Genomic DNA, 19,633 nt, shown 5'->3' with positions numbered 1-19,633 from the left:
TTCGGTTTTATATTTGGTTGGATTACTTATGTCTCAACTCCAAACAATATGTTAAGATAAAATCATACAGATAAGAAAAGAGGAGAGTATATTGTCTATTAATCAAAAAGAAATGGAAGAACAATTTATAAATTATGTGAAGAAGATAGGGGCTTACAATGAAGCACTTGCTCTAATTTACTGGGACTTACGTACAGGTGCCCCAAAAAAGGGAGTAGACCAACGAACAGAAGTAATCGGTGTCCTATCCTCTGAATTATTTGAATTATCAACTTCTGAAGAGCTAGAATCCTATCTTACTGTCCTTTCTGAGGAAAGTATCCAAGCTCAATTATCACCAATTACAAGAAAGACAGTTGAAGAAATGAAAAAGGAATTTGATCGCAATAAAAAAATTCCTGCAGAGGAACATAAAGAATATGTGATGCTCCAATCAAAAGCGGAAAGTGTATGGGAAGAAGCGAAAGAAAAAGCGGACTTTTCCTTGTTTCAGCCTTATTTAGAAAAATTAGTAGAGATGAATAAACGATTCATTGAATATTGGGGACATAAAGAAAATAAATATGATGTTTTATTAGATATGTATGAGCCTGGTATGACAGTTGCTGTTTTAGATGAAGTATTTTTAGATGTAAAAGATAAAATTATACCGTTAGTTCATAAAATTGCGGCTTCAAAAAATCCCCCGACTACTGATTTTTTATATCAGACATTTCCAGCAAAAAGTCAAGAGGCATTTAGTCTTGATGTATTAAAACAAGTAGGATACGATTTTGACGCTGGACGTTTAGATAAAACGGTGCATCCATTTGCGACTGGAATCAATCCTGGCGATGTTCGAATTACAACTAAATATGATGAATCTGACTTTAGAGTGGCGGTTTTTGGAACAATCCATGAAGCAGGTCATGCACTGTATGAACAAAATATTTCGAAAGAGCTTATCGGAACACCATTATGCACAGGTACCTCAATGGGTATTCATGAATCCCAATCACTATTTTATGAAAATTTTGTGGGAAGAAATCTTGCGTTCTGGAAGCATAATTATGAAGCTTTGAAATCATTTGCTAATGGTCAATTTGATGATGTGAGTGTCGAAGACTTTTATCGAGCTATTAATGAATCCAAGCCGTCATTGATTAGAATTGAAGCAGATGAGCTAACATATCCATTACATATTATGATTCGTTACGAAATTGAGAAAGGCTTATTTGATGGTGATTTCGAAGTGAAGGATTTGCCGGCGATATGGAATGAAAAGTATCAATCTTATTTAGGGGTAGTTCCTGAAAATGATGGAGAAGGAGTACTCCAAGATGTGCATTGGGCAGGGGGAAGCTTTGGATATTTTCCATCCTATGCTCTAGGCTATATGTATGCTGCCCAACTAAAGCAAGTGATGGAAAAAGATATACCTGATTTTGATGCTTTATTAGAGCAGGGTAACTTGCTTCCTGTTAAAGAGTGGCTGAATGAAAAAATTCATCGTTTTGGGAAAATGAAAAAACCGCTCGAAATATTAAAGGATGTAACAGGGGAAGGATTAAACGCCCAATATTTAATTGATTATTTATACAAAAAGTATAGTGATGTTTATCAACTAGATCTGTAATAAATATATTCCTCAATCGTGATAATATAACTTAACTTTTGGGGCATGTATTTTATAAAAGTAGCTCTCAATAAACCAGAATATAAGCAAAACGGTTAAACTTCTCTCGTTTCCGCACATATTCCACAAATGATAAATATACTAATATATGTTTATGAAGAAGTGGGTGTGATTTATATGGTAAATTATTATTGTAGCTACTGCCTGACTATCTATAAAGAAAAGACAATATGTAAATGCTGCGGGCATAAAGCGGAGAATCTAATAAAAATAGAAGTACAAAGCCATACGGATAGTAAGTAAACAGTAAAAAAAGCAGAAGAAAATGTTTATTCTGCTTTTTTTCGTTTGTTCTATGATAATATGCAATAAGAGTGATCATCATATGGAAAATAACAAACTAGTTATGAGACAAAAAAATTCTGCAAGCTAAAAGATTCTTGAAACAATCCTTTAATTCTCTAAAATTAGCACTATGTTTAATTGACCAATATTTTGAAGTGAAATCGGCAGGGTTAGAGCCTTATCAAACCCTGACAGCTTCGTTTGACCTGCTAAAACAGTAGGCGGTGTAATATCCATTTCAATTCCACTTTGAGATACAAATGTAGATAAATTTCCAGCAAGCATATTACCTAATTCCCCAGAGAAAGATTCCAGCATTGGCCCTTCCAAGAACATTCCATACATGGATTCGCCAATCTTACCAAAAACCTGTTCATTTCCGTCGATAATAATTCGACCACGGAAATCACCTGTTAATCCTATTAAAACCCCTAAAGATTGTAAAATAAATGGTGATACAGTTAAACTTGGCTTCTCAATTTGTTGTTCGCAGGGAATAACACCTTTTACAGCTTCTATAGTTGCGTTTAAAATTTCAGTAGTACTTTTTGTTAATGTCACTTACTATTCCCCCATCCGTCTGATAAAAATATCTTATCATAAATTAGACCTATTTTGTTTATATTTTTTTCGGTAAATAGGTTGTTTTTCATGGTACATATTTCCTATTTTTGTTGATATATCAGGTCTTTTGGGAAAAAATACTAAAAATTGAATAACTTTTTTCTTATTGAAAATGATTTTCAATAGTGATATTATTTAATTGAGATAGAGAATTATTCTCAGCTAAAAAGATAGGGGTGTAACGAATGATTGCTTTTCCAATTGGTTTGACACTTATCAGTTATTTATTTGTTATGAAATACGTTTTACATAATACTATAAAAGCTACGAAATAATAGAAATAACTAATATAAAAGGATTGTATACTGTTTTTTCATTTCAGCACTTTTTACCTGCTTGTAGGAGTGCTGAAAAGGAGAAACAGTTTTTTATTTTTATTTAAACAATAATAATCGAAAAATATTTTCTTATCTTAACGTCAAAAGTATCAGAAGTCCTCGAATAATAAGGAAAATGGACCAAGTTTATTTTGTCTTCGCTTTCAATTTTCAGTTTATTTTACTTTATTGTTATGTGGAAAATAGTTAAAATAAAAGAAATACATAGATGAAAAGGAGTATATCATGCTTTCAACGAATATAGACACATTACATAAATGGGCAGCATTTTACCAATATTTTTTGGCATATGATGATCAACAAACTGCGCAAAGATTACAAGAGCTTATTAAAAAAGCGACAAGACAAGAATTTATTGCAACTTTTTGTGGACATTATTCTGCCGGGAAATCAAGCATGATTAATAACCTAGTTGGTACAACAATTTTACCAACAAGTCCTATTCCCACAACAGCCAATATAATCCGAGTAAAAAAGGGTGGCAAGCAGCTGAAAGTTTTATACCATTCTAATCAAGCAGATGTTTACAAAGAAGTGCTTGATATCAAAACAGTTTTACAGGCAGCAGAAAGAGTGGAAAATATAAAAGAATTAGAGGTTCAATTAGATACGGAGCTGCTAATAAAAAATGCTATTTTAATGGATACCCCAGGAATAGATAGTACAGATCAAGCTCATCAATTAGCAACGGAATCTAGTATTCATCTTGCAGATATTATTTTTTATGTAGTTGATTATAATCATGTTCAGTCGGAAATCAACTTTGACTTTACAAAGCAGCTTGTGGAGTCAGGTAAGAAATTTGTGTTAATTGTTAATCAGATGGATAAACATCGAGAAGCAGAAATTTCGTTTGCAGATTTTAAGCAAAGTGTATATGATTCTTTTTTATCTTATGGGATAAAGCCAGAGAAAATATTCTTTACCACCTTAATCGAAACGAATTCTTTCTATCAAGGATTGAAAGAATTAAAGAACTATATTATGAGAAAAATGGAAGAACAAGAATTAATACTGCCTTACTCTCTGGAAGAATCCTTTCAAAAGCTATATAAAGATCATATTTCCTTTATAGAAACAAAGAATGCTGAAATAATCGCTCCCTTCGAGGACCAATTATTAGAATTAACAGAAGACGAGTATCATTCTTTAGAAGCAACCTTAGAGACAACCAAAAAAGCCATCCAAACAATGGATGAGGATGAAAATAAAACAGTGATGTCATTAGAAAATGAGTGGCATTCGATTATTAAGAATGCCTATATCATGCCATATAATCTTCGGGAACTAGCTAAATTATATCTAGAATCAGAACAGAAAAATTTTAAAATTGGCCTATTTGGCAGTAAAAGCAAAACGCAAAGGGAAAGAGAAGATAGACTTTCAACTTTTTACATAGAATTGGAAAAGCTTGTTCAAATTCAATTAATAACACCATTATCTCAGTTTTTTGAGAAACAGGGTAAGGCAGAGTTCTTTTCGCAAATTAAAGGACTTACATCTATTTTAAGTACCCAGACATTAAAAGCGTTAGTAAATAAAGAGGCACAGCTTTCCGAAAATTATGTTCTAGTCTATTGTGAAACAGTTGAAAATGATTTGAAGCAGTCTTTCAGAAAAGAAATCACCCAACTCTTTAATCAATGGAAAGAACAACGACAGCAGCAATTACAGAAAGAAAAAGAAAATCTTTTAAAAGAAGAGAAGAAATGGCAAGAGTTTGTAAACTGTAAGATGAAAAAAGAGGAGATGGAGACCAAATGGCAAGAGTGGAAAGAAGAGCTTGAACATCTTTGTGAAATACAAAACGTGGATGCGAGCATTTTGCGAAGGTTACTTGAAACTAACGAGGAAGAGATAACTTATCGGTCACTATCCTCTCCTAAAACAAAAACCGTACAAAAGAATATAAAACCTGCTGAAGTTCAAAAACAAATCGAAAGTAAGGAAATGGATACAGATTTATTATTAAAACAGCTGCGTTTTTTAAGCAGCAAGCTACAACAAGTAAAGGGATTTGCGCATATAGCGAAAAATTTATTCCATAAAGCTGCCATTATTGAAAATCGAACATATACTATATGCTTATTTGGAGCTTTTAGTGCTGGAAAATCTTCATTTGCCAATGCATTACTTGATTATCCCATTTTGCCTGTGTCACCAAACCCAACAACTGCTACAATAAACAGAATATTACCAATTGATGACGAACATCCACATAAAACAGTTATTGTTAAATGGAAGTCAGAGTCAGAAATGCTTAGAGAAATAAATGACTATTTACAGCTAGTGAAGGAAGAGGCAAGTTCTTTAGAAGCTGCACAAAAGATAATAAACACGCTCGCGGCTAATCCAATGGAGAGATATGCCAATGAATTTCGCTATCTTCAAGCTTTCCTAAAAGGGTATTCTGACCATCGTCATTATTTAGGCAGTGAGATCAACATTGAATTAGAAGAACTTGCAAATTATGTGGCAATAGAAGAGACCTCTTGTTTTGTGGCATCCATTGATGTTTATTTTGATTGTAAGATTACGAGAAAAGGAATAACACTTGTTGATACTCCAGGAGGAGACTCCATTAACAGCAGACATACGGAATTAAGCTTTGAATTTATGAAAAAAGCGGATTGTATTTTTTATGTCAGCTACTATAATCATGCATTTTCCAAAGCAGACCGCGCGTTTTTAATGCAGCTTGGACGATTAAAGGATGCTTTTGAAAAAGATAAAATATTCTTTGTCATTAATGCAATTGATTTAGCAAAGAATGAAGAAGAGCAAGCAGCAGTAGAGGAGTATCTACAAGAACAATTGCAATTATACGGGATACGTTCGCCAAGAATTCTTCCTGTTTCTAGTCTCTATTATAAGCATGATGTTTATGGAAAGTGGATGAAAAAAGCAGAAGAGCAAATGTATGACTTTATCGAACATGAGTGGCTGTCCATGATGCTTCAATCTGCTCAGAAAGATTACGTGGAAACAATAGATTTATTAAAAAAATTGGTAGAATCAACTTTTGCGAAAAAAGAAGTAGCAGAACAAGAGTTATCGAGATTGAAGGAGGAAAAACGGATCATTCTATCTCAAATAGAAAATAAAGATTTCCAGGATACACTGGCAAAATTCAAAATGGAAGTAGAGGAACAATTGTTTTATTTAAAGCAAAGAGTGATGTTTCGTTTTCATGAATTAATGAAGGAAGCTTATCATCCATCAATCTTACGAGGAGACAATAAGAAAAGGGAATTATCGCTTGCGACTACTTCGTTTCTCATTCAATTGAATTTTGAATTTGAACAAGAGTTACGAGCAGTAAACCTAAGACTAGATCAACTCTTTTATAAACAAAGAATAGAAGGTTATGAGGAAGTTCGGCATTTGATTCAGTCTATTAATGAAGAAATTCGTTTACAAGAAGAAATAGAAAGAGAGTTAGAATCTAATATAACTTTCCATGCCCCTTTTAAAGAATTAGATACTATCCTTAATAAAATTGGCATGAAATATTACAAAAATCCGAAGAGTTTTTTTGAAAAGAATGAACGAAAGAATATGGGAGTAGAAATGGAACAATTGGTTGATGAGCATGGTAACATATATATAAAAGAACAAATTAACTCCTTTTTTGCTATTTATAAAGAATTATTTGCACAACATTTTGATATACTTCTTGTTAATCTAAAAGAACAAGTAGCCGAATATTATGATGGAAAAACAGCGTTATTAACTGAACATGAAAATATTGAAAAACTAGAGTGGATTATTAAAGAATCAACACAAACAGAGTTTGCGCAGCAAACGAACTAGAAATGAGAACAGTAGTGGAGGAATAATGATGGAATTTGTAAAAAGTGTTGATTGGTTAAATAAAAACATAGATCAGGATGCGATTAGAGTGATTGATTGTCGCTGTGATTTAAAGAATCCTGATGCAGGTTCAGAATGGTATAAAAAAAGTCATATCCCAAATAGTGTTTATTTTCATCTGGAAAAGGATCTTTCCGATCCAATCAGTAATCATGGGGGACGGCATCCATTGCCAGCCATAGAAGAGTTTGTTCATAAGTTAGAAAATATAGGGGTTGGTAAAGATACAACAGTCATCGCCTATGATAATGGAGAAGGGGCATTTTCCGGAAGACTTTGGTGGTTAATGAACTATATAGGTCATTCGAAAACATATATTTTAGATGGTGGCTATAAGGAATGGCTAAAGAAGGACTATCCGACCTCACAAGAAGTCCCTGCATTTTCAAAGAGTAATTTTTCTCCTCTTATTCAGTCTCATATGATTGCCACTTATGAGGAGGTTTTAGCACTAGTAAAAACAAAAGACCAAGATAAGATATTGATTGACTCTAGAGAGCATAAAAGGTATACAGGAGAAATAGAGCCAATTGATAAAAAAAAGGGACATATCCCAGGAGCAATAAACTTTGTATGGACAGAAGGGATAGAGAACGGCTTCTTTTTAACAGAAAGGGAGCAAAAGAATAGATTCTCTTCTCTAGATGCGAATAAAGAATATATTGTCTATTGTGGTTCTGGCATTACTGCTACTCCTAATTATATTTCCTTAAAAATGGCTGGACTAGATAAGGTCAAGCTTTATCCAGGCAGCTTTAGTGATTGGATTTCTTATGAAGAAAATGAAATTGAAACCTGTTCGCCAATTGACTTGAAAGAGGAAAATTCCCTTTGAAAAATATGGAGAATAAGACTATCTTTTGATGAATACGGGAAATGAACAAAAATAGAGCCAAACATTCAAACTTTTAAGTGATTGTTTGGCTTTATTTCCTTGCGGCGGATCCGAATGCTCTCGCAAGTTTTTTAGAGGCTGTCCTCAATATTTATATTCTATTATTTATCTATAGTGTACTTACCTATGAATGACTAAATTATTTTGTTTATATTGTTTGAAATTCAACCGTCCCCCTTTTTCTAAAGGCGCATTTTTCATTAGGGAATAAGATAATAAAAGAAAAACGATTGATAATCCAAATAAGATGGTAACAAATTTTAAATGATGCTCCAAAAATGTAGTTATTAAAGAGCTCATGTCACCAAAAACTACGGCAATTGTTCCGATTATTAGCAGTATTGTAGATACAGCGAGTAAAAATGCTGTGCCATAATTAAACCAAACTGTCTTTGCTATCATTCCTAAACTAAATAAAAAGAAAATCCAAGAAAAATCTATCCAAAAATAAATAAGCCAGTTCGTGGTATGGATGAATTTTGCGAAATGAAAAAGATAATTGCTGCTTGTTAATAGGGTAGTGAAAAAATAGAATAAATTAAGAATTACTCCACCCAAAACACTATAAATGACTGCGGAAAGATAGAAAGCTAATACAAACTGCTTTCTCGTCCCTCCTAATGAAAGGATATATTGATAACCACTAAAATTAATAAATGGGTATAAAAGAAAAACGACAAATAGGGGACCGAACAAGATAAAGGAACCAGATTCTGCTACACCCATATATCCTAGAACATTATAAAAAACAAACAGAGCAAAAGTAATAAAAACGTTGATATAAAATGTCATGCTCATTTCGCGCATCATTAATCGGAATGGTCCTGTAAAAGTATTCATATTTTTTGTCCCTCTTTTCTTGTTGTATAGTTAACAAGATAATCCTGTAATTTAGCTTTTTCTATAGTAACACCTGCATCTTTTGCTTTGGATATCCAGTTGTCCGAATAGACGTCGTCCATCATCACAGTCATTTGTTTTCCGAGTTTTCTTTTCTCTAAAATGGGATATCCTTCTATTAAAGGCTCGATTGCTGAAGCTAATCCAGATAAATGAATCCCACGACTCTTTAATTCTTCTGTTTCCTCATATCGTACGATTGTCTGCTCGTTAATGACGGCAATTTTTTCACACAATGCTTCCATTTCATCAATATGATGTGTCGATAAAATGATTAAACGTGGATCTTCTTCATACGTATTTAAAAGTGCGTTATAGAACTGTTTTCTCATATGAGCATCCAGTCCATTTGTAGGTTCGTCCATGATCGTTACAGGTGATTTACTAGCTAACCCAAGGATGATTTGTAACATCGTTTGCATTCCTTTAGAAAAATTCTTGATTTTCTTTTTTCGTGGAAGTTCGAAAAGAGAAACCAGCTGTTCGGCTAAATCTGCATCCCAGTTTTTATTAAATAATGGACCGAAATATAAGGCATCTTCGACATTCCAAAGAATAGAGAATGGATGATTTTCTTGTATATAAGTGATATTGTGCATTGTTTCTGTATTATTATATGGGGTAATCCCACTTACATTGATTCTTCCAGCATCAATATTCTCCATACCCGCTAAAAGTTTCATAAACGTTGTTTTACCAGAACCATTTCGACCCCAGAGCCCCATGATTGGTTATGGCATTATAAAAATGTACCTTTCGGACATTAATTTGTGCATGAAAAAACCACTTGCCAACATCATCCAATAAAAGTAAACTCCTCGTTGGACCAACAACGTTTGACAGGAGGATACATAGGAGATGTTACAAGTGGTAGAAATCAATTATATCAGACATGAAGTAAACCAAAAAGGGAAAAGTTATGCCGAGGTGGCTCGTCAAGTACAGCACGATGAACGGACAGTAAAAAAATATGCGGATCAAGAAGAATTCCCCCAAAAACACAAACAAACACGTCCCTCGCCTATCTTGGATCCAGTAAAGCATATTATTGATGGGTGGATTCGTGAGGATTTAAAGCTAAAAAAGAAGTTTCAACGTACTGCACAACGTATGTATAACCAACTAATCGAAGAGCATGATTTTCAAGGTGGGGACCGTACAGTAAGACGTTATGTTTCAGCCCGGAGAAAGGAATTAGCGAAAGAAGCAGAGGGTGCCTCTTTACCGCTGCAAACGATTCCTGGAACAGCACAAGTAGATTTCGGAAAAGCACCATTTAAATATTTAAATGAAATGATCGAACTACCGTTTCTCGTTATGTCATTTCCAGATGCCAATACCTTTTATTTTCAAGTGTTTCCTTCGGAAAATACCGAGTGTCTTCTAGAAGGATTACAACGCATTTTTCAACATATGAAGAGCGTACCGAAAACGATTCGCTTTGATAATCTATCGCCCGCTGTAAAGAAAATTCATGCCCGTGGTGAAAGAGAATTAACAGATATGTTCGAGCGATTCGTGCTGCACTTCGGTTTTGAATATGAATTCTGTAATCCAGCAAAGGGAAACGAAAAAGGACATGTAGAAAATATGGTGAAATATGTCCGGAATAATTTCTTATTGCCGGCTAATACAATTGTAGACTTGGAAGAGTTTAATCAAACTCTATGGGAAAAGGCAGAAAGAAATCGTCAACGGAAGCATTACCTAAAGCAAGAGTCGTTAGAATCCTTACACGAATTAACATGTGCAGCTCATATTTTACTGCCCGAAAAAATATTTAACTGCGCTCGTATTGTCACTGCAAAGGCTGATAAAAGTGGAATTGTACATATAGATAATAAATTGTATTCGACATCGCCACGATTTGCACAGAAGAAAGTGGTCGTCGAAGTGACATTTAATGAAGTACGTATTCTAAGTGAAACTCATGAATGTATTGTCACTCATTCTCGACTTTATGGCAGCAAGGCCAAATCAATGGTTTGGCAACCTTATCTAAAACTACTTTCTCAAAGGCCACGCGCAATTAAATATTCAGGTATTTATGATCATTTACCTGATGAGTGGAACCTGTATTTAAAAGCGTGTACAGAGGAAGAACAGAAGTCTGCTTTCTCTCTCCTATCGGAGTTAATGAAAACTAATAACCTAGATAAAATTACAGAAGCTTTACAGATAGCTCAAAAGACAGGTCATCCAAAAGCAGAGCATATTCAACAAGCTTTTAACGCACTTATCTTTGATGACAACGATTATCAAAATATAACACCAGCCATCACATTACCTGAAATGCCCGAAATCACACGTGGTGCAGATCGTTATAATGACTTCTTTAAAACGGAGGTGTGATCATGAGCGAATCGATTCAAGAATACGCAAAACGGCTAAAATTAAGCTATTTGCGAATGCATTGTGATGATCTGTCCGAAGAACAGATTGCATTCCTAAAACAGCTTTTTGAAAAAGAAATTGAACAACGCGAACAAACTCGGATTAATTTACTCTTGAAACAAGCACATCTACCGCAAGGTGGAAATGAAACGTTTGACTGGCAGCATGTTCAAATACCTAAAAGTATTTCAAAAGAGAGTATCTACGAGGGGCTATTCATTAAGGAAAAGGAAAATTTAATTTTATATGGTGGTGTGGGTGCAGGAAAAACATATTTAAGTAAACTGATTTCTTTAAATGCCATAACTAGATTTGGCCATAAAGTCCGGTTTTACACGGTTGCAGGTCTAGTGAATCAGTTAGTGGATGCCAATCAAAAGGGCCAACTAGCCAGGTTGTTGGGGCAAATTGAGAAATTAGATTTATTAGTACTCGATGAAATGGGTTATATTCCGTTAGGAAAAGAAGGAGCCGAACTGTTATTCCAAGTAATTTCGATGTGTTATGAGCGAAAAAGCATCATTATTACAACGAATCTTCAATTTGGCCAATGGAACCATGTATTTGGCAATCAAATTTTAACAGAAGCGGTTATTGATCGTCTTATTCACCATTCTCATCTGGTGATATTCACTGGTGAAAGTTATCGATATCGCAATTCTAGTATGCGAGATTAAATGAAAATAATGATGTTGGCAGTGGTTACAAAAGTAATGACCGTTTCTTGCATTTTTTGATTGCCAAATCCACCATGATGATTGGTTCTGTTTCCTCTATACTTACATTCCGCAGAGCAGGCGTATTTCCATATGAAAAAGAGACATTTTCGAGTTTAATCATGCTTATAATCCTCCTTAATTATTTTTAATAATTCTTCTTTTTTTAATTCAAGACGCTTTGCTTCCTCAAACATTGGTTTTAAATAATCGTTGTAGAATTCTTCTTTTCGCTTTTCAAGTAACTTTTGCTTAGCATCTTTAGAAACAAACATTCCAACTCCGCGCTGCTTATATACATATCCAGCTTCCACTAATGCAGCAAGCCCTTTTTGTACCGTTGCACGATTCACTTGATAAAATTTAGAAATTTCGGTGGTGGATGGAATTTGGTCACCTTCTAACAACTCACCTTCGACGATTTCATTTGCAATCATATCTGAAATTTGCTGGAAAATAGGTTTTGAGTCATCAAAAACAGCTTTCACGATCTGCCCCTTCCTTATATTGTTGATTGGTTGATTAGTTGTGTAATCAACTATAAAATAATAACGAAATATTGTCAATATACTTAAGCGGATATTTATTCTTTTAAGTAAGTAATAGAAAAAGAAAAAGCTACCAGCCACAATTTTTGGAGATTCTGTTATAATGAACTAATGGATATAAAGGAGAGATGCATTTTGAACAAGGAGAAACAGGCAAACCTAATGTTAGTAGATGGAATGGCGCTATTATTTCGTGCATTTTTTGCTACAGCAGTAACAGGTCAATTTATGGTCAATACAAAAGGAATTCCAACAAATGCGATTCATGGTTTTGTAAAACACTTTTTCACAGCGATTGAACATTTTAATCCCTCTCATGTGGCGGTTTGCTGGGATATGGGGAGTACAACATTTCGCACAGAAATGTATCCTTCGTATAAAGCGAATCGTTCGGAAGCCCCAGTTGAACTCATTCCACAATTTGATTTAGTAAAGGAAGTTGTCGAAAGTTTTAATGTACCGAATATAGGTGTAGCAGGATTTGAAGCAGATGATTGTATAGGAACGATCGCAAAGCAAATGAAAGGGGAAGCAAATGTCATTATTCTTACAGGAGATCAGGATATCCTTCAATTATTAGATGACCATATTTCCGTAGCTCTATTAAAGAAAGGCTATGGTAATTATATGCTTTATACACCTTCTAGTTTTCAAGAAGAAAAAGGAATAACGCCAAAACAAATGATTGATTTAAAAGGCTTAATGGGCGATACAAGCGACAATTACCCAGGAGTAAAAGGCATTGGCGAAAAAACAGCATTGAAGCTGCTGCAAGTTCATGAGAATATCGAAGGAATTCTAGCTAATTTATCCCTTCTTACAAAGGGACAACGAACAAAGATTGAAGCGGATCTTGAAATTCTCCATTTAAGTAGGCAATTAGCAGAAATTAAATGTGACGTACCAGTGAGCTGTTTGTTAGAAGAAAGTTATCTAAATATCAATCCAGAAAGTGCAGTAAAAAAATTCGAAGAGCTAGAGTTTAAAAGATTTCATCATTACGTAGAAAAGAAAGAAGCACTTACTTTATTTTAATAACAGATTAACCCAAAAGATTAGGCGGAATGTTAATGGAATGTTTCGTATAATCTTTTTTTATTCGTTTTGTTTTTTAAAGGGAAACTAGACATTTACATTTTTACAGCATAACTTTTTCTGTTCCTTTGTTCTATGTCTATATAAATTTGTAAGAAGGGGGAAAAGAATAAGAGAAGCTGGATGAGGCTTTAATACAGCCCCATCCTCATAGCGAGGTTACTGGAATATCATTATTTTGTATTTTTCTTTTTCGCTGCATTTTCCAATTTACTTTTTGGAGATGGAGTTATATCGGCGTCTTGACCGTAGCCTTGTGGATTTACTCCTCCAGCTGTTTTTCCTCTGTTTCCATGGTTTTTACTCATTATATTCACCTCATCAACTAGTTGTGGAAATAAAAATTCATTCATAGTATGAACAACCAAGAATAATATCATCCATAAAGAAAGAGACTATTTAAAAGAGGTGATGACGATGAATAAGGGCATTTATGTTGCTTTAATTAGTATTGGGTTGGCACAGTTTCTAAAGATACCTATACAATTTTTAAAAACAAAGAAGTGGGATAAAGGCTTGTTTTTTCAAACAGGCGGTATGCCAAGCTCTCATTCGGCAGGCGTATCTTCTCTTACAACATTTATAGCATTAAAGCGTGGTTTACCAACAATTGATTTTGCTTTGTCTTTAATTTTTGGCTTAATTGTTATGTATGATGCACAAGGGATTAGAAGACAAACAGGTGAATTAACATTAAAAGTAAATGATTTAGGCGAGTTAGTCGATAAAATTAATAAAGACAAAAATATCGCCTTTAAGGAGCAGCAGCCAAAAAAACTGAAAGAAATGCTTGGCCACCAGCCTCAAGAGGTGTTAGGAGGAGCTTTATTAGGGGTACTAGTTGGTTTTCTTGGACATTTATTTACAAAAAAGAAACGTTCATTACTGCGGTGGTAAACGAAAGGCTAGAGAAATAAAGTTCTTATGTTCTCTAGCCTTTTTAATTGTATAACTAGAATAAGAAAAATAGGTGACAAACGTTTGGAAAGAGACGGAAAAATGTTGAAAAAGCTAGAAAATTGTCGTGATATAAAGTAACATATAGGTAAAAGGATAGAGGGGAATGTACGTTAAGTTTGAAAACGGTAGAGGAATTTTTGCTCTTTTTAGAAAGTAAAGGCTTTTCCTTTGGTGAAGATGTGATAGGTTTTATTTATTTTGGTAAAGCATATACAAATGCTACAGATGAACTTGTCATAACTGCAATTGAATGTACTTTAAAAATACAAAAAAAATTTGATGGCAGTTTTTTCGTTTCCTTACTCGAGATGTTTAACGACAACGAATTGAAAACAAAAAAAGAAGTAATCGGCTTTATAAAAAGAAATCACTTATTTCCCCTCTAGAAAAAGAGGGATATTATTTTCCATCCAGAAAAGAGGATATTTCGATCCAGTTATCAGATAACCCGAGCGATTATACGAGAAAGCTATTAGAAAATTCGTATAATCGCATGGGTTTTTGCTCTTTTTAAGGCATTCCAAAAGGTTGTTGCATATCGCATCCTACATCCTAAATAACCTTCGCGTTTGCAGCTGTAATCCTGCACCTGAATAGTCTAAATGCTGTTTCATTAATCATATGCGGTTACTTAACTAACTTTAGGGAAAACATAAATAACCAAATATATAATCGCAGCTCTACTTACTAGTTTTATTAACGATTGTTTTACCAAGCCTTTACTTGGTGCCAACCTCTTTTTTATCCGCTAATTATTGGGTTTTATTATATGATTAAATCACTATTTTCTAAAAAAATCCCGTTTGAAAGAAATGTATATTTTATTGCTTTTGATGGGAAGGCTTAAAACAGAAAGGATGAAAACTTCCTTATTTATTTTTTCTAATGGCAATTCTTGCTAATTCGTCTGCTGTTTTATTCTCATTACTTGGAATCCATTTAATAAAGAATAATTCTAATTGACTGATAAGCTTTAAAGCTTGCTCTAAAAGCGGAGCAAATTTTTTGTTTTTCGCAAATTCCTTTTCCACTGCACGACTTACTAGTTCCGAATCAGTACGAAAACTTACGGTAAGATAATTATTATGGATGCAGATTTCTAATGCTTTAATCAATGCATAGTATTCCGCTTCATGATTACTCATTGAACCAAGAGGAAATGAATATTTATCCGCAGAACCATGGCCTTTTATGAAGACACCGGCACCACTTGGACCAGGATTTCCAGCACTAGCACCATCTATATAAACTTCAATCATTTTGCTACCTCCAAAAAATTTGATATGATTAAGCAATGATTATGTACGATCTGTGACTATTTTACTTTCATACTAATTGTATAAATTGTATATATATCATTAAACTTATATCGACTTATTAGGTGTGAGAAGTTTCCATCAGGATAGGAAATGAAAAATAAATAAGAAATAGGATGTAAAATATTATAAATGAAAAGATTGGTTTCTAAAAGTCCGTTGTTTTTGCAATAGTTTCAGTAGATGACATACTGTGAAGTTCTAATTGATAAGCTATTTTTTACGGAGCTGGGAGAAAGTGAGAGATCATACAGCTGGGGAGAAAACAAAAAGGTTCTTGAGCTCCTTAATCAATCTTTATAAAAACCGTATAGTTAGGTGAATTTTTGATATCTTTTAGCAGAATAGTTTATTTTCCCCTCCATTAACGGACAATAAGAATAGTCCGGCCCTTATTGACGTCATTCTATATGTAGAAAGGTTGTTCCGTAATGAAATACAAATTAGAATATAAATTTCAAATGAAGAAAAAGAAAGATTTTATCTACTTTACATCAGATTGGATTCAATCAAGTATGGCTCTCGAAGCAGGGGATGAGTTGGAAAAACGCAATGATGTAGCAGATATTCTTTTTTATGATGAAAAAGGCACAAGCTGGACATTAAAAGAATTACGAAAGCTAAATGAAGAATTAGAAGAAGAGCCACATGACTTTACGATTTATTTTGATGGAGGTTACCATAAAGAAACGAAAACGGCGGGGATTGGCGCCGTACTTTTCTTTCATCAAGGAAAGAAAAAATTTAGAGTTAGGGCAAATGAATTATTTCATGATATCCTCTCCAATAATGAAGCTGAATATGCTGCTCTTTTCCACGCATTAAATCTTTTAGAAGAATTGGAAGTCAAGGGTGTTACTTGTGAAGTGAAGGGGGATTCTCAAGTAGTATTGAAACAATTAGAAGGCGAGTGGCCATGCTATGAAGAAGATTTAAATAATTGGCTCGATCGGATAGAATCGAAAATCAAAACTTTACATTTAAGTATGGTTTATACTTCAATTGGCAGAAACGACAATAAGGAAGCAGATAAACTGGCAACTCAAGCATTAGAAGGGAAACGTATCTATAGCAAAATGCAATTGCTCTAATCGGCAAGTAAGTAGAAAGGAGTGGTGAAGCTTGCAAAGAAAAGAACTGATGAAAGAAGCAGATGAATTAATGCAAGATTATTGTAAAGATTGTTTTTTATATCGCCAAAACAAAGTAGAGTATGGTAAAAGGAGAGCTCACCGCTTTTGTATTTCGCAATGTACGGTGGGAAATAAGCTAAGGGAATACGGGGAAAAACTATCCAGTTCAAAGTGATGAGGTCACTTTTTCCATAAGCAAAAAATAAAAGGGGATTTTTCAAGAAGAAAACTCCTTGAAAAATCCCCTGAATACTATTATTAATTATAGTTTAACAACATTAGCAGCTTGAGGTCCACGGTTTCCTTCAACGATTTCGAAAGAAACTTCTTGTCCTTCTTCTAATGATTTAAAACCTTCGCCTTGAATAGCAGTGAAATGTACGAATACGTCATCTCCGCCTTCAACTTCGATGAAGCCAAATCCTTTTTCGTTATTGAACCATTTTACTTTACCGTTTTGCATAATAAATTTCCTCCTAAGCCTTTCAAGACACATGAATTGTGCCTATAAAATAAATATTTTCATAGAACAAAATAATAATAGAAAATAATTATTCTGAATTTTGTTAAATGATGTCTATAATATACACGATTACCCATATGTAGTCAAGGTTTCTAAGCGTTTTTTCGGAAAAAACGAATACATAGAAGAATTAAATATGGTGTGATTCAAAATAAATGGATGATAATATGATACTTGGATGAGAAAAAGAGGAGGGATCTGAAAGAGGTCTTTACCCAAACTACAATGTTACATAAATAATGATTTTCCACATATGATGAAATAGCAGTTTTGTTTTTTTTAGGAATTAGAATAAGAGGGTGGCTTAATGTATCGATTTTCAATTGAAAAGGAAAATTGGATTTTGCGATTTACCCCAAATATTGTTCTCGAGGAAGACAGTAAGGAAGCGTTAGTAAAAAGTATTCTTCAATTAGGGAGTGTGCTGCCTAGCTTTTCACATGGGGAGTCGTTTGTCATTTTGGTAAAAAAAATCGGGTTAATCGTATTCATTGTAGAAAAAATCCCATCTCTTATTTTAACTGTATCAAACATAATTGAAAAAGAAAATTGGTATATCCAAACAGACAGCAAAATTAAGAAGTACTTTATGTAAACTAGCTGACAGCTAGTTTTTTTATGTGACGAGAAAAATTATTTTTTTAAAACTGTGCGCGCTTTCATTGTTGTACTTGCGGAGTTCAATTCTGACAGGCTTTTAAAAGGAGTTTGTTAAGCAAAAATTTCCTGTGAAAAAAAGCAAAAATTATTCTTGAAATCATTGAATTATAGGGGGAAATGTGTTTTTATTAACATGATTACTATTATATAACTGAGTTTATTTTTATGAAATAAACCCAAAACAAGTAAAGTAAAAAATAAATAAAAGGGAAGATTTATTAAAATGATTGAAACGATTGTAAAGAGCAGTCAAAGTCCGTATTATGAAATTTCCAGAGAAGACCAGATGATCCTTAGTCCATTTGAAGGAACTGTTAGTGAGATTCTAATGAAGGAAAAAGCTTATTTCTATGAGTGGGAACCTATTTTGACTATTAGAACATTAGCAGGAGAAATAAAAGATGTCAGTGTTCCATTTAGTGGATCTGTGGTGCAACTTTTAGTAAAAGCTGGTGATAAAATTGCAATAAATACGAGGTTAGCTTCTTTACAGGATGATTTATTAGTTACTGGTTGTGATTGATGATGCGAATGCATAGAGCTTTGCGAAATCTGAAAAAATATAAAATTGGTTATCGAACTTTTAAAACAGCAGTTGCGGTAAGTATAGGAATAACTATCGCCCAGTTTTTTCACTTAGATTTCTATGTATCTTCAGCAATTATAACCATACTTTGTGTTCAAAACTCGAAGAAAAAGTCTTTGCATAGTGCATTTTCACGTTTTATCGCATGTATACTTGCCATTCCATTTTCCTATGTTTTCTTTGAGGGTATGGCATATGAACCGTATATCATTGGTTTATTATTGCTATTATTTATCCCAACCACTGTCTTACTTAAGGTAAATGAAGGGGTTGTAACAAGTACTGTTATTATCCTCCATATATATTCCACCAACCATATGACTTGGGACGTTGTTCTTAATGAATGGGGATTAATCGTAATTGGAATAGGAGCAGCATTACTTGTTAATAGCTATATGCCTAGTCTAGATAAGGAAATGAAAGTTCATCAAAAAGATATAGAGTACTATTTTAAAGCATTATTGATGGATATGGTTGTTTACTTGCGGACAAATGAAATCACAGAAGAGTATGCTTCAAAATTAAAGCGTGCATCTGATATTGTACAATGTGCAAAATCAGTCGCCTATCGTGATGTTGAAAATCATTTTACTCGAAAAGAGAATTATTATTATCATTACTTCACAATTCGAGAAAAGCAATTAGAGATCATATCAAGGCTTTTTGATCGGATTTTATCTGTAGAGACATTAGATAATCAACGAGAGCTTGTGGCAGACTTTCTGGAAGAACTTAGTTTATGTGTCCATTCAGGAAATACAGCCGTATTATTTTTGAGTAAACTGCAAAGAGTAGAAGAGCTGATCAAGCATGATAAACTGCCTGATGACTGGGATTCATTTGAAGAACAGGCGCATGTCTTTTTTGTTTTAAAAGAATTAGAACAGTATTTACAAATTAAAAAATCCCTGAAGGTGGCATATTAGTTACTATAGAAAGACGGAGGCCATGTTCTCCGTCTATTTAGTATGGAAGGAACCCCCCTTTTTGTATGGTTAAATCAGTAGCAAAAATATAGTAATCTTATAAGTTAATTGAAAATACCTCAATATCCTCTAGTTGCATTTCTACAGCTTTTCCCCTTTCTATACAATTATCTTTTTTGCGATTAT

General features: G+C 33.7%; 21 protein-coding genes. 13 read left to right on the top strand and 8 right to left on the bottom strand.

Annotation, left to right across the window (positions count from 1 at the left end; all coding sequences use genetic code 11):
• Nucleotides 1–112 precede the first annotated feature (112 nt).
• Nucleotides 113–1,615, top strand: coding sequence for a carboxypeptidase M32 (locus tag NSQ89_RS11440; RefSeq protein WP_369988352.1), 1,503 nt, complete (start codon nt 113–115; stop codon nt 1,613–1,615).
• Nucleotides 1,616–2,068: 453 nt separating this feature from the next.
• Here NSQ89_RS11440 and NSQ89_RS11435 read toward each other — a convergent pair whose 3' ends face one another.
• Nucleotides 2,069–2,521, bottom strand: a complete 453-nt coding sequence (locus tag NSQ89_RS11435; RefSeq protein WP_047940411.1) for a chemotaxis protein CheX — start codon at nt 2,519–2,521, stop codon at nt 2,069–2,071.
• 626 nt (nt 2,522–3,147) lie between these two features.
• On the opposite strand from NSQ89_RS11435, the gene NSQ89_RS11430 reads away from it, so the two are divergent.
• On the top strand, nt 3,148–6,735 hold the full coding sequence (locus NSQ89_RS11430; protein WP_341132635.1) for a dynamin family protein: 3,588 nt from the start codon (nt 3,148–3,150) through the stop codon (nt 6,733–6,735).
• Between the two features lie 28 nt (nt 6,736–6,763).
• On the top strand, nt 6,764–7,630 hold the full coding sequence (locus NSQ89_RS11425) for a sulfurtransferase (RefSeq protein ID WP_047940413.1): 867 nt from the start codon (nt 6,764–6,766) through the stop codon (nt 7,628–7,630).
• A 180-nt stretch (nt 7,631–7,810) separates the two neighbouring features.
• Here NSQ89_RS11425 and NSQ89_RS11420 read toward each other — a convergent pair whose 3' ends face one another.
• Both NSQ89_RS11420 and NSQ89_RS11415 read right to left on the bottom strand, forming a co-directional pair.
• On the bottom strand, nt 7,811–8,530 hold the full coding sequence (locus tag NSQ89_RS11420; protein ID WP_047940414.1) for a hypothetical protein: 720 nt from the start codon (nt 8,528–8,530) through the stop codon (nt 7,811–7,813).
• Nucleotides 8,527–9,315 (bottom strand): ABC transporter ATP-binding protein, encoded by a 789-nt coding sequence (locus tag NSQ89_RS11415; RefSeq protein WP_341132634.1) that lies wholly within the window; start codon nt 9,313–9,315, stop codon nt 8,527–8,529. Before NSQ89_RS11415 ends, NSQ89_RS11420 begins: the two co-directional genes overlap by 4 nt.
• Before the next feature lie 133 nt (nt 9,316–9,448).
• On the opposite strand from NSQ89_RS11415, the gene istA reads away from it, so the two are divergent.
• Both istA and istB read left to right on the top strand, forming a co-directional pair.
• Nucleotides 9,449–10,942, top strand: coding sequence for an IS21 family transposase (gene istA / locus NSQ89_RS11410; protein WP_341132106.1), 1,494 nt, complete (start codon nt 9,449–9,451; stop codon nt 10,940–10,942).
• Nucleotides 10,943–10,944: 2 nt separating this feature from the next.
• On the top strand, nt 10,945–11,661 hold the full coding sequence (istB, locus tag NSQ89_RS11405; protein ID WP_341132107.1) for an IS21-like element helper ATPase IstB: 717 nt from the start codon (nt 10,945–10,947) through the stop codon (nt 11,659–11,661).
• A 25-nt stretch (nt 11,662–11,686) separates the two neighbouring features.
• Here istB and NSQ89_RS11400 read toward each other — a convergent pair whose 3' ends face one another.
• Both NSQ89_RS11400 and NSQ89_RS11395 read right to left on the bottom strand, forming a co-directional pair.
• Nucleotides 11,687–11,824, bottom strand: a complete 138-nt coding sequence (locus NSQ89_RS11400) for a hypothetical protein (RefSeq protein WP_341132633.1) — start codon at nt 11,822–11,824, stop codon at nt 11,687–11,689.
• On the bottom strand, nt 11,817–12,188 hold the full coding sequence (locus tag NSQ89_RS11395) for a GntR family transcriptional regulator (protein ID WP_047940416.1): 372 nt from the start codon (nt 12,186–12,188) through the stop codon (nt 11,817–11,819). Before NSQ89_RS11395 ends, NSQ89_RS11400 begins: the two co-directional genes overlap by 8 nt.
• Nucleotides 12,189–12,410: 222 nt before the next feature.
• Between NSQ89_RS11395 and NSQ89_RS11390 the strand changes: the two genes are divergently transcribed.
• Nucleotides 12,411–13,283 (top strand): 5'-3' exonuclease, encoded by an 873-nt coding sequence (locus NSQ89_RS11390; RefSeq protein WP_235844428.1) that lies wholly within the window; start codon nt 12,411–12,413, stop codon nt 13,281–13,283.
• A 233-nt stretch (nt 13,284–13,516) separates the two neighbouring features.
• Here the strand turns inward: NSQ89_RS11390 and sspL are convergent, their stop codons facing one another.
• Nucleotides 13,517–13,651: a small, acid-soluble spore protein L gene (gene sspL / locus NSQ89_RS11385; RefSeq protein ID WP_047940691.1), complete on the bottom strand. Its 135-nt coding sequence runs from the start codon at nt 13,649–13,651 to the stop codon at nt 13,517–13,519.
• Nucleotides 13,652–13,760: 109 nt separating this feature from the next.
• Between sspL and NSQ89_RS11380 the strand changes: the two genes are divergently transcribed.
• Nucleotides 13,761–14,240 carry a divergent PAP2 family protein gene (locus NSQ89_RS11380; RefSeq protein WP_047940418.1) on the top strand — a complete coding sequence of 160 codons (480 nt, stop codon included), beginning with the start codon at nt 13,761–13,763 and terminating at the stop codon, nt 14,238–14,240.
• Between the two features lie 179 nt (nt 14,241–14,419).
• Entirely contained in the window at nt 14,420–14,689 is a 270-nt protein-coding gene (locus NSQ89_RS11375) for a DUF6123 family protein (protein ID WP_047940419.1), read from the top strand.
• A 483-nt stretch (nt 14,690–15,172) separates the two neighbouring features.
• On the opposite strand, the gene NSQ89_RS11370 is transcribed toward NSQ89_RS11375, so the two are convergent.
• Entirely contained in the window at nt 15,173–15,562 is a 390-nt protein-coding gene (locus tag NSQ89_RS11370; protein ID WP_047940420.1) for a reverse transcriptase-like protein, read from the bottom strand.
• Between the two features lie 488 nt (nt 15,563–16,050).
• On the opposite strand from NSQ89_RS11370, the gene NSQ89_RS11365 reads away from it, so the two are divergent.
• Together NSQ89_RS11365 and NSQ89_RS11360 are read left to right on the top strand one after the other, a co-directional pair.
• A complete protein-coding gene (locus tag NSQ89_RS11365; protein ID WP_095320643.1) occupies nt 16,051–16,710 on the top strand; it encodes a reverse transcriptase-like protein in 660 nt (219 codons plus the stop codon).
• Between the two features lie 31 nt (nt 16,711–16,741).
• On the top strand, nt 16,742–16,927 hold the full coding sequence (locus tag NSQ89_RS11360) for a zinc-finger domain-containing protein (protein ID WP_047940422.1): 186 nt from the start codon (nt 16,742–16,744) through the stop codon (nt 16,925–16,927).
• Nucleotides 16,928–17,014: 87 nt separating this feature from the next.
• On the opposite strand, the gene cspD is transcribed toward NSQ89_RS11360, so the two are convergent.
• On the bottom strand, nt 17,015–17,215 hold the full coding sequence (gene cspD / locus NSQ89_RS11355) for a cold-shock protein CspD (protein ID WP_009332654.1): 201 nt from the start codon (nt 17,213–17,215) through the stop codon (nt 17,015–17,017).
• 367 nt (nt 17,216–17,582) lie between these two features.
• Here cspD and NSQ89_RS11350 point away from each other — a divergent pair, with 367 nt between their 5' ends.
• The 3 genes from NSQ89_RS11350 (at nt 17,583) to NSQ89_RS11340 (ending at nt 19,447) form a co-directional block, all read left to right on the top strand.
• Nucleotides 17,583–17,870: a hypothetical protein gene (locus NSQ89_RS11350; RefSeq protein WP_047940423.1), complete on the top strand. Its 288-nt coding sequence runs from the start codon at nt 17,583–17,585 to the stop codon at nt 17,868–17,870.
• A 288-nt stretch (nt 17,871–18,158) separates the two neighbouring features.
• The gene (locus NSQ89_RS11345; protein ID WP_047940424.1) at nt 18,159–18,458 is read left to right on the top strand and encodes a hypothetical protein; all 300 of its coding nucleotides are present in this window, start codon (nt 18,159–18,161) and stop codon (nt 18,456–18,458) included.
• A complete protein-coding gene (locus tag NSQ89_RS11340; protein ID WP_235844424.1) occupies nt 18,458–19,447 on the top strand; it encodes an aromatic acid exporter family protein in 990 nt (329 codons plus the stop codon). Before NSQ89_RS11345 ends, NSQ89_RS11340 begins: the two co-directional genes overlap by 1 nt.
• Nucleotides 19,448–19,633 lie beyond the last annotated feature (186 nt).

The organism is Niallia sp. FSL R7-0648 (assembly GCF_038007005.1).
Classification (GTDB): domain Bacteria; phylum Bacillota; class Bacilli; order Bacillales; family Cytobacillaceae; genus Niallia; species Niallia circulans.
This window is presented reverse-complemented; position numbering and strand designations above follow the sequence as displayed.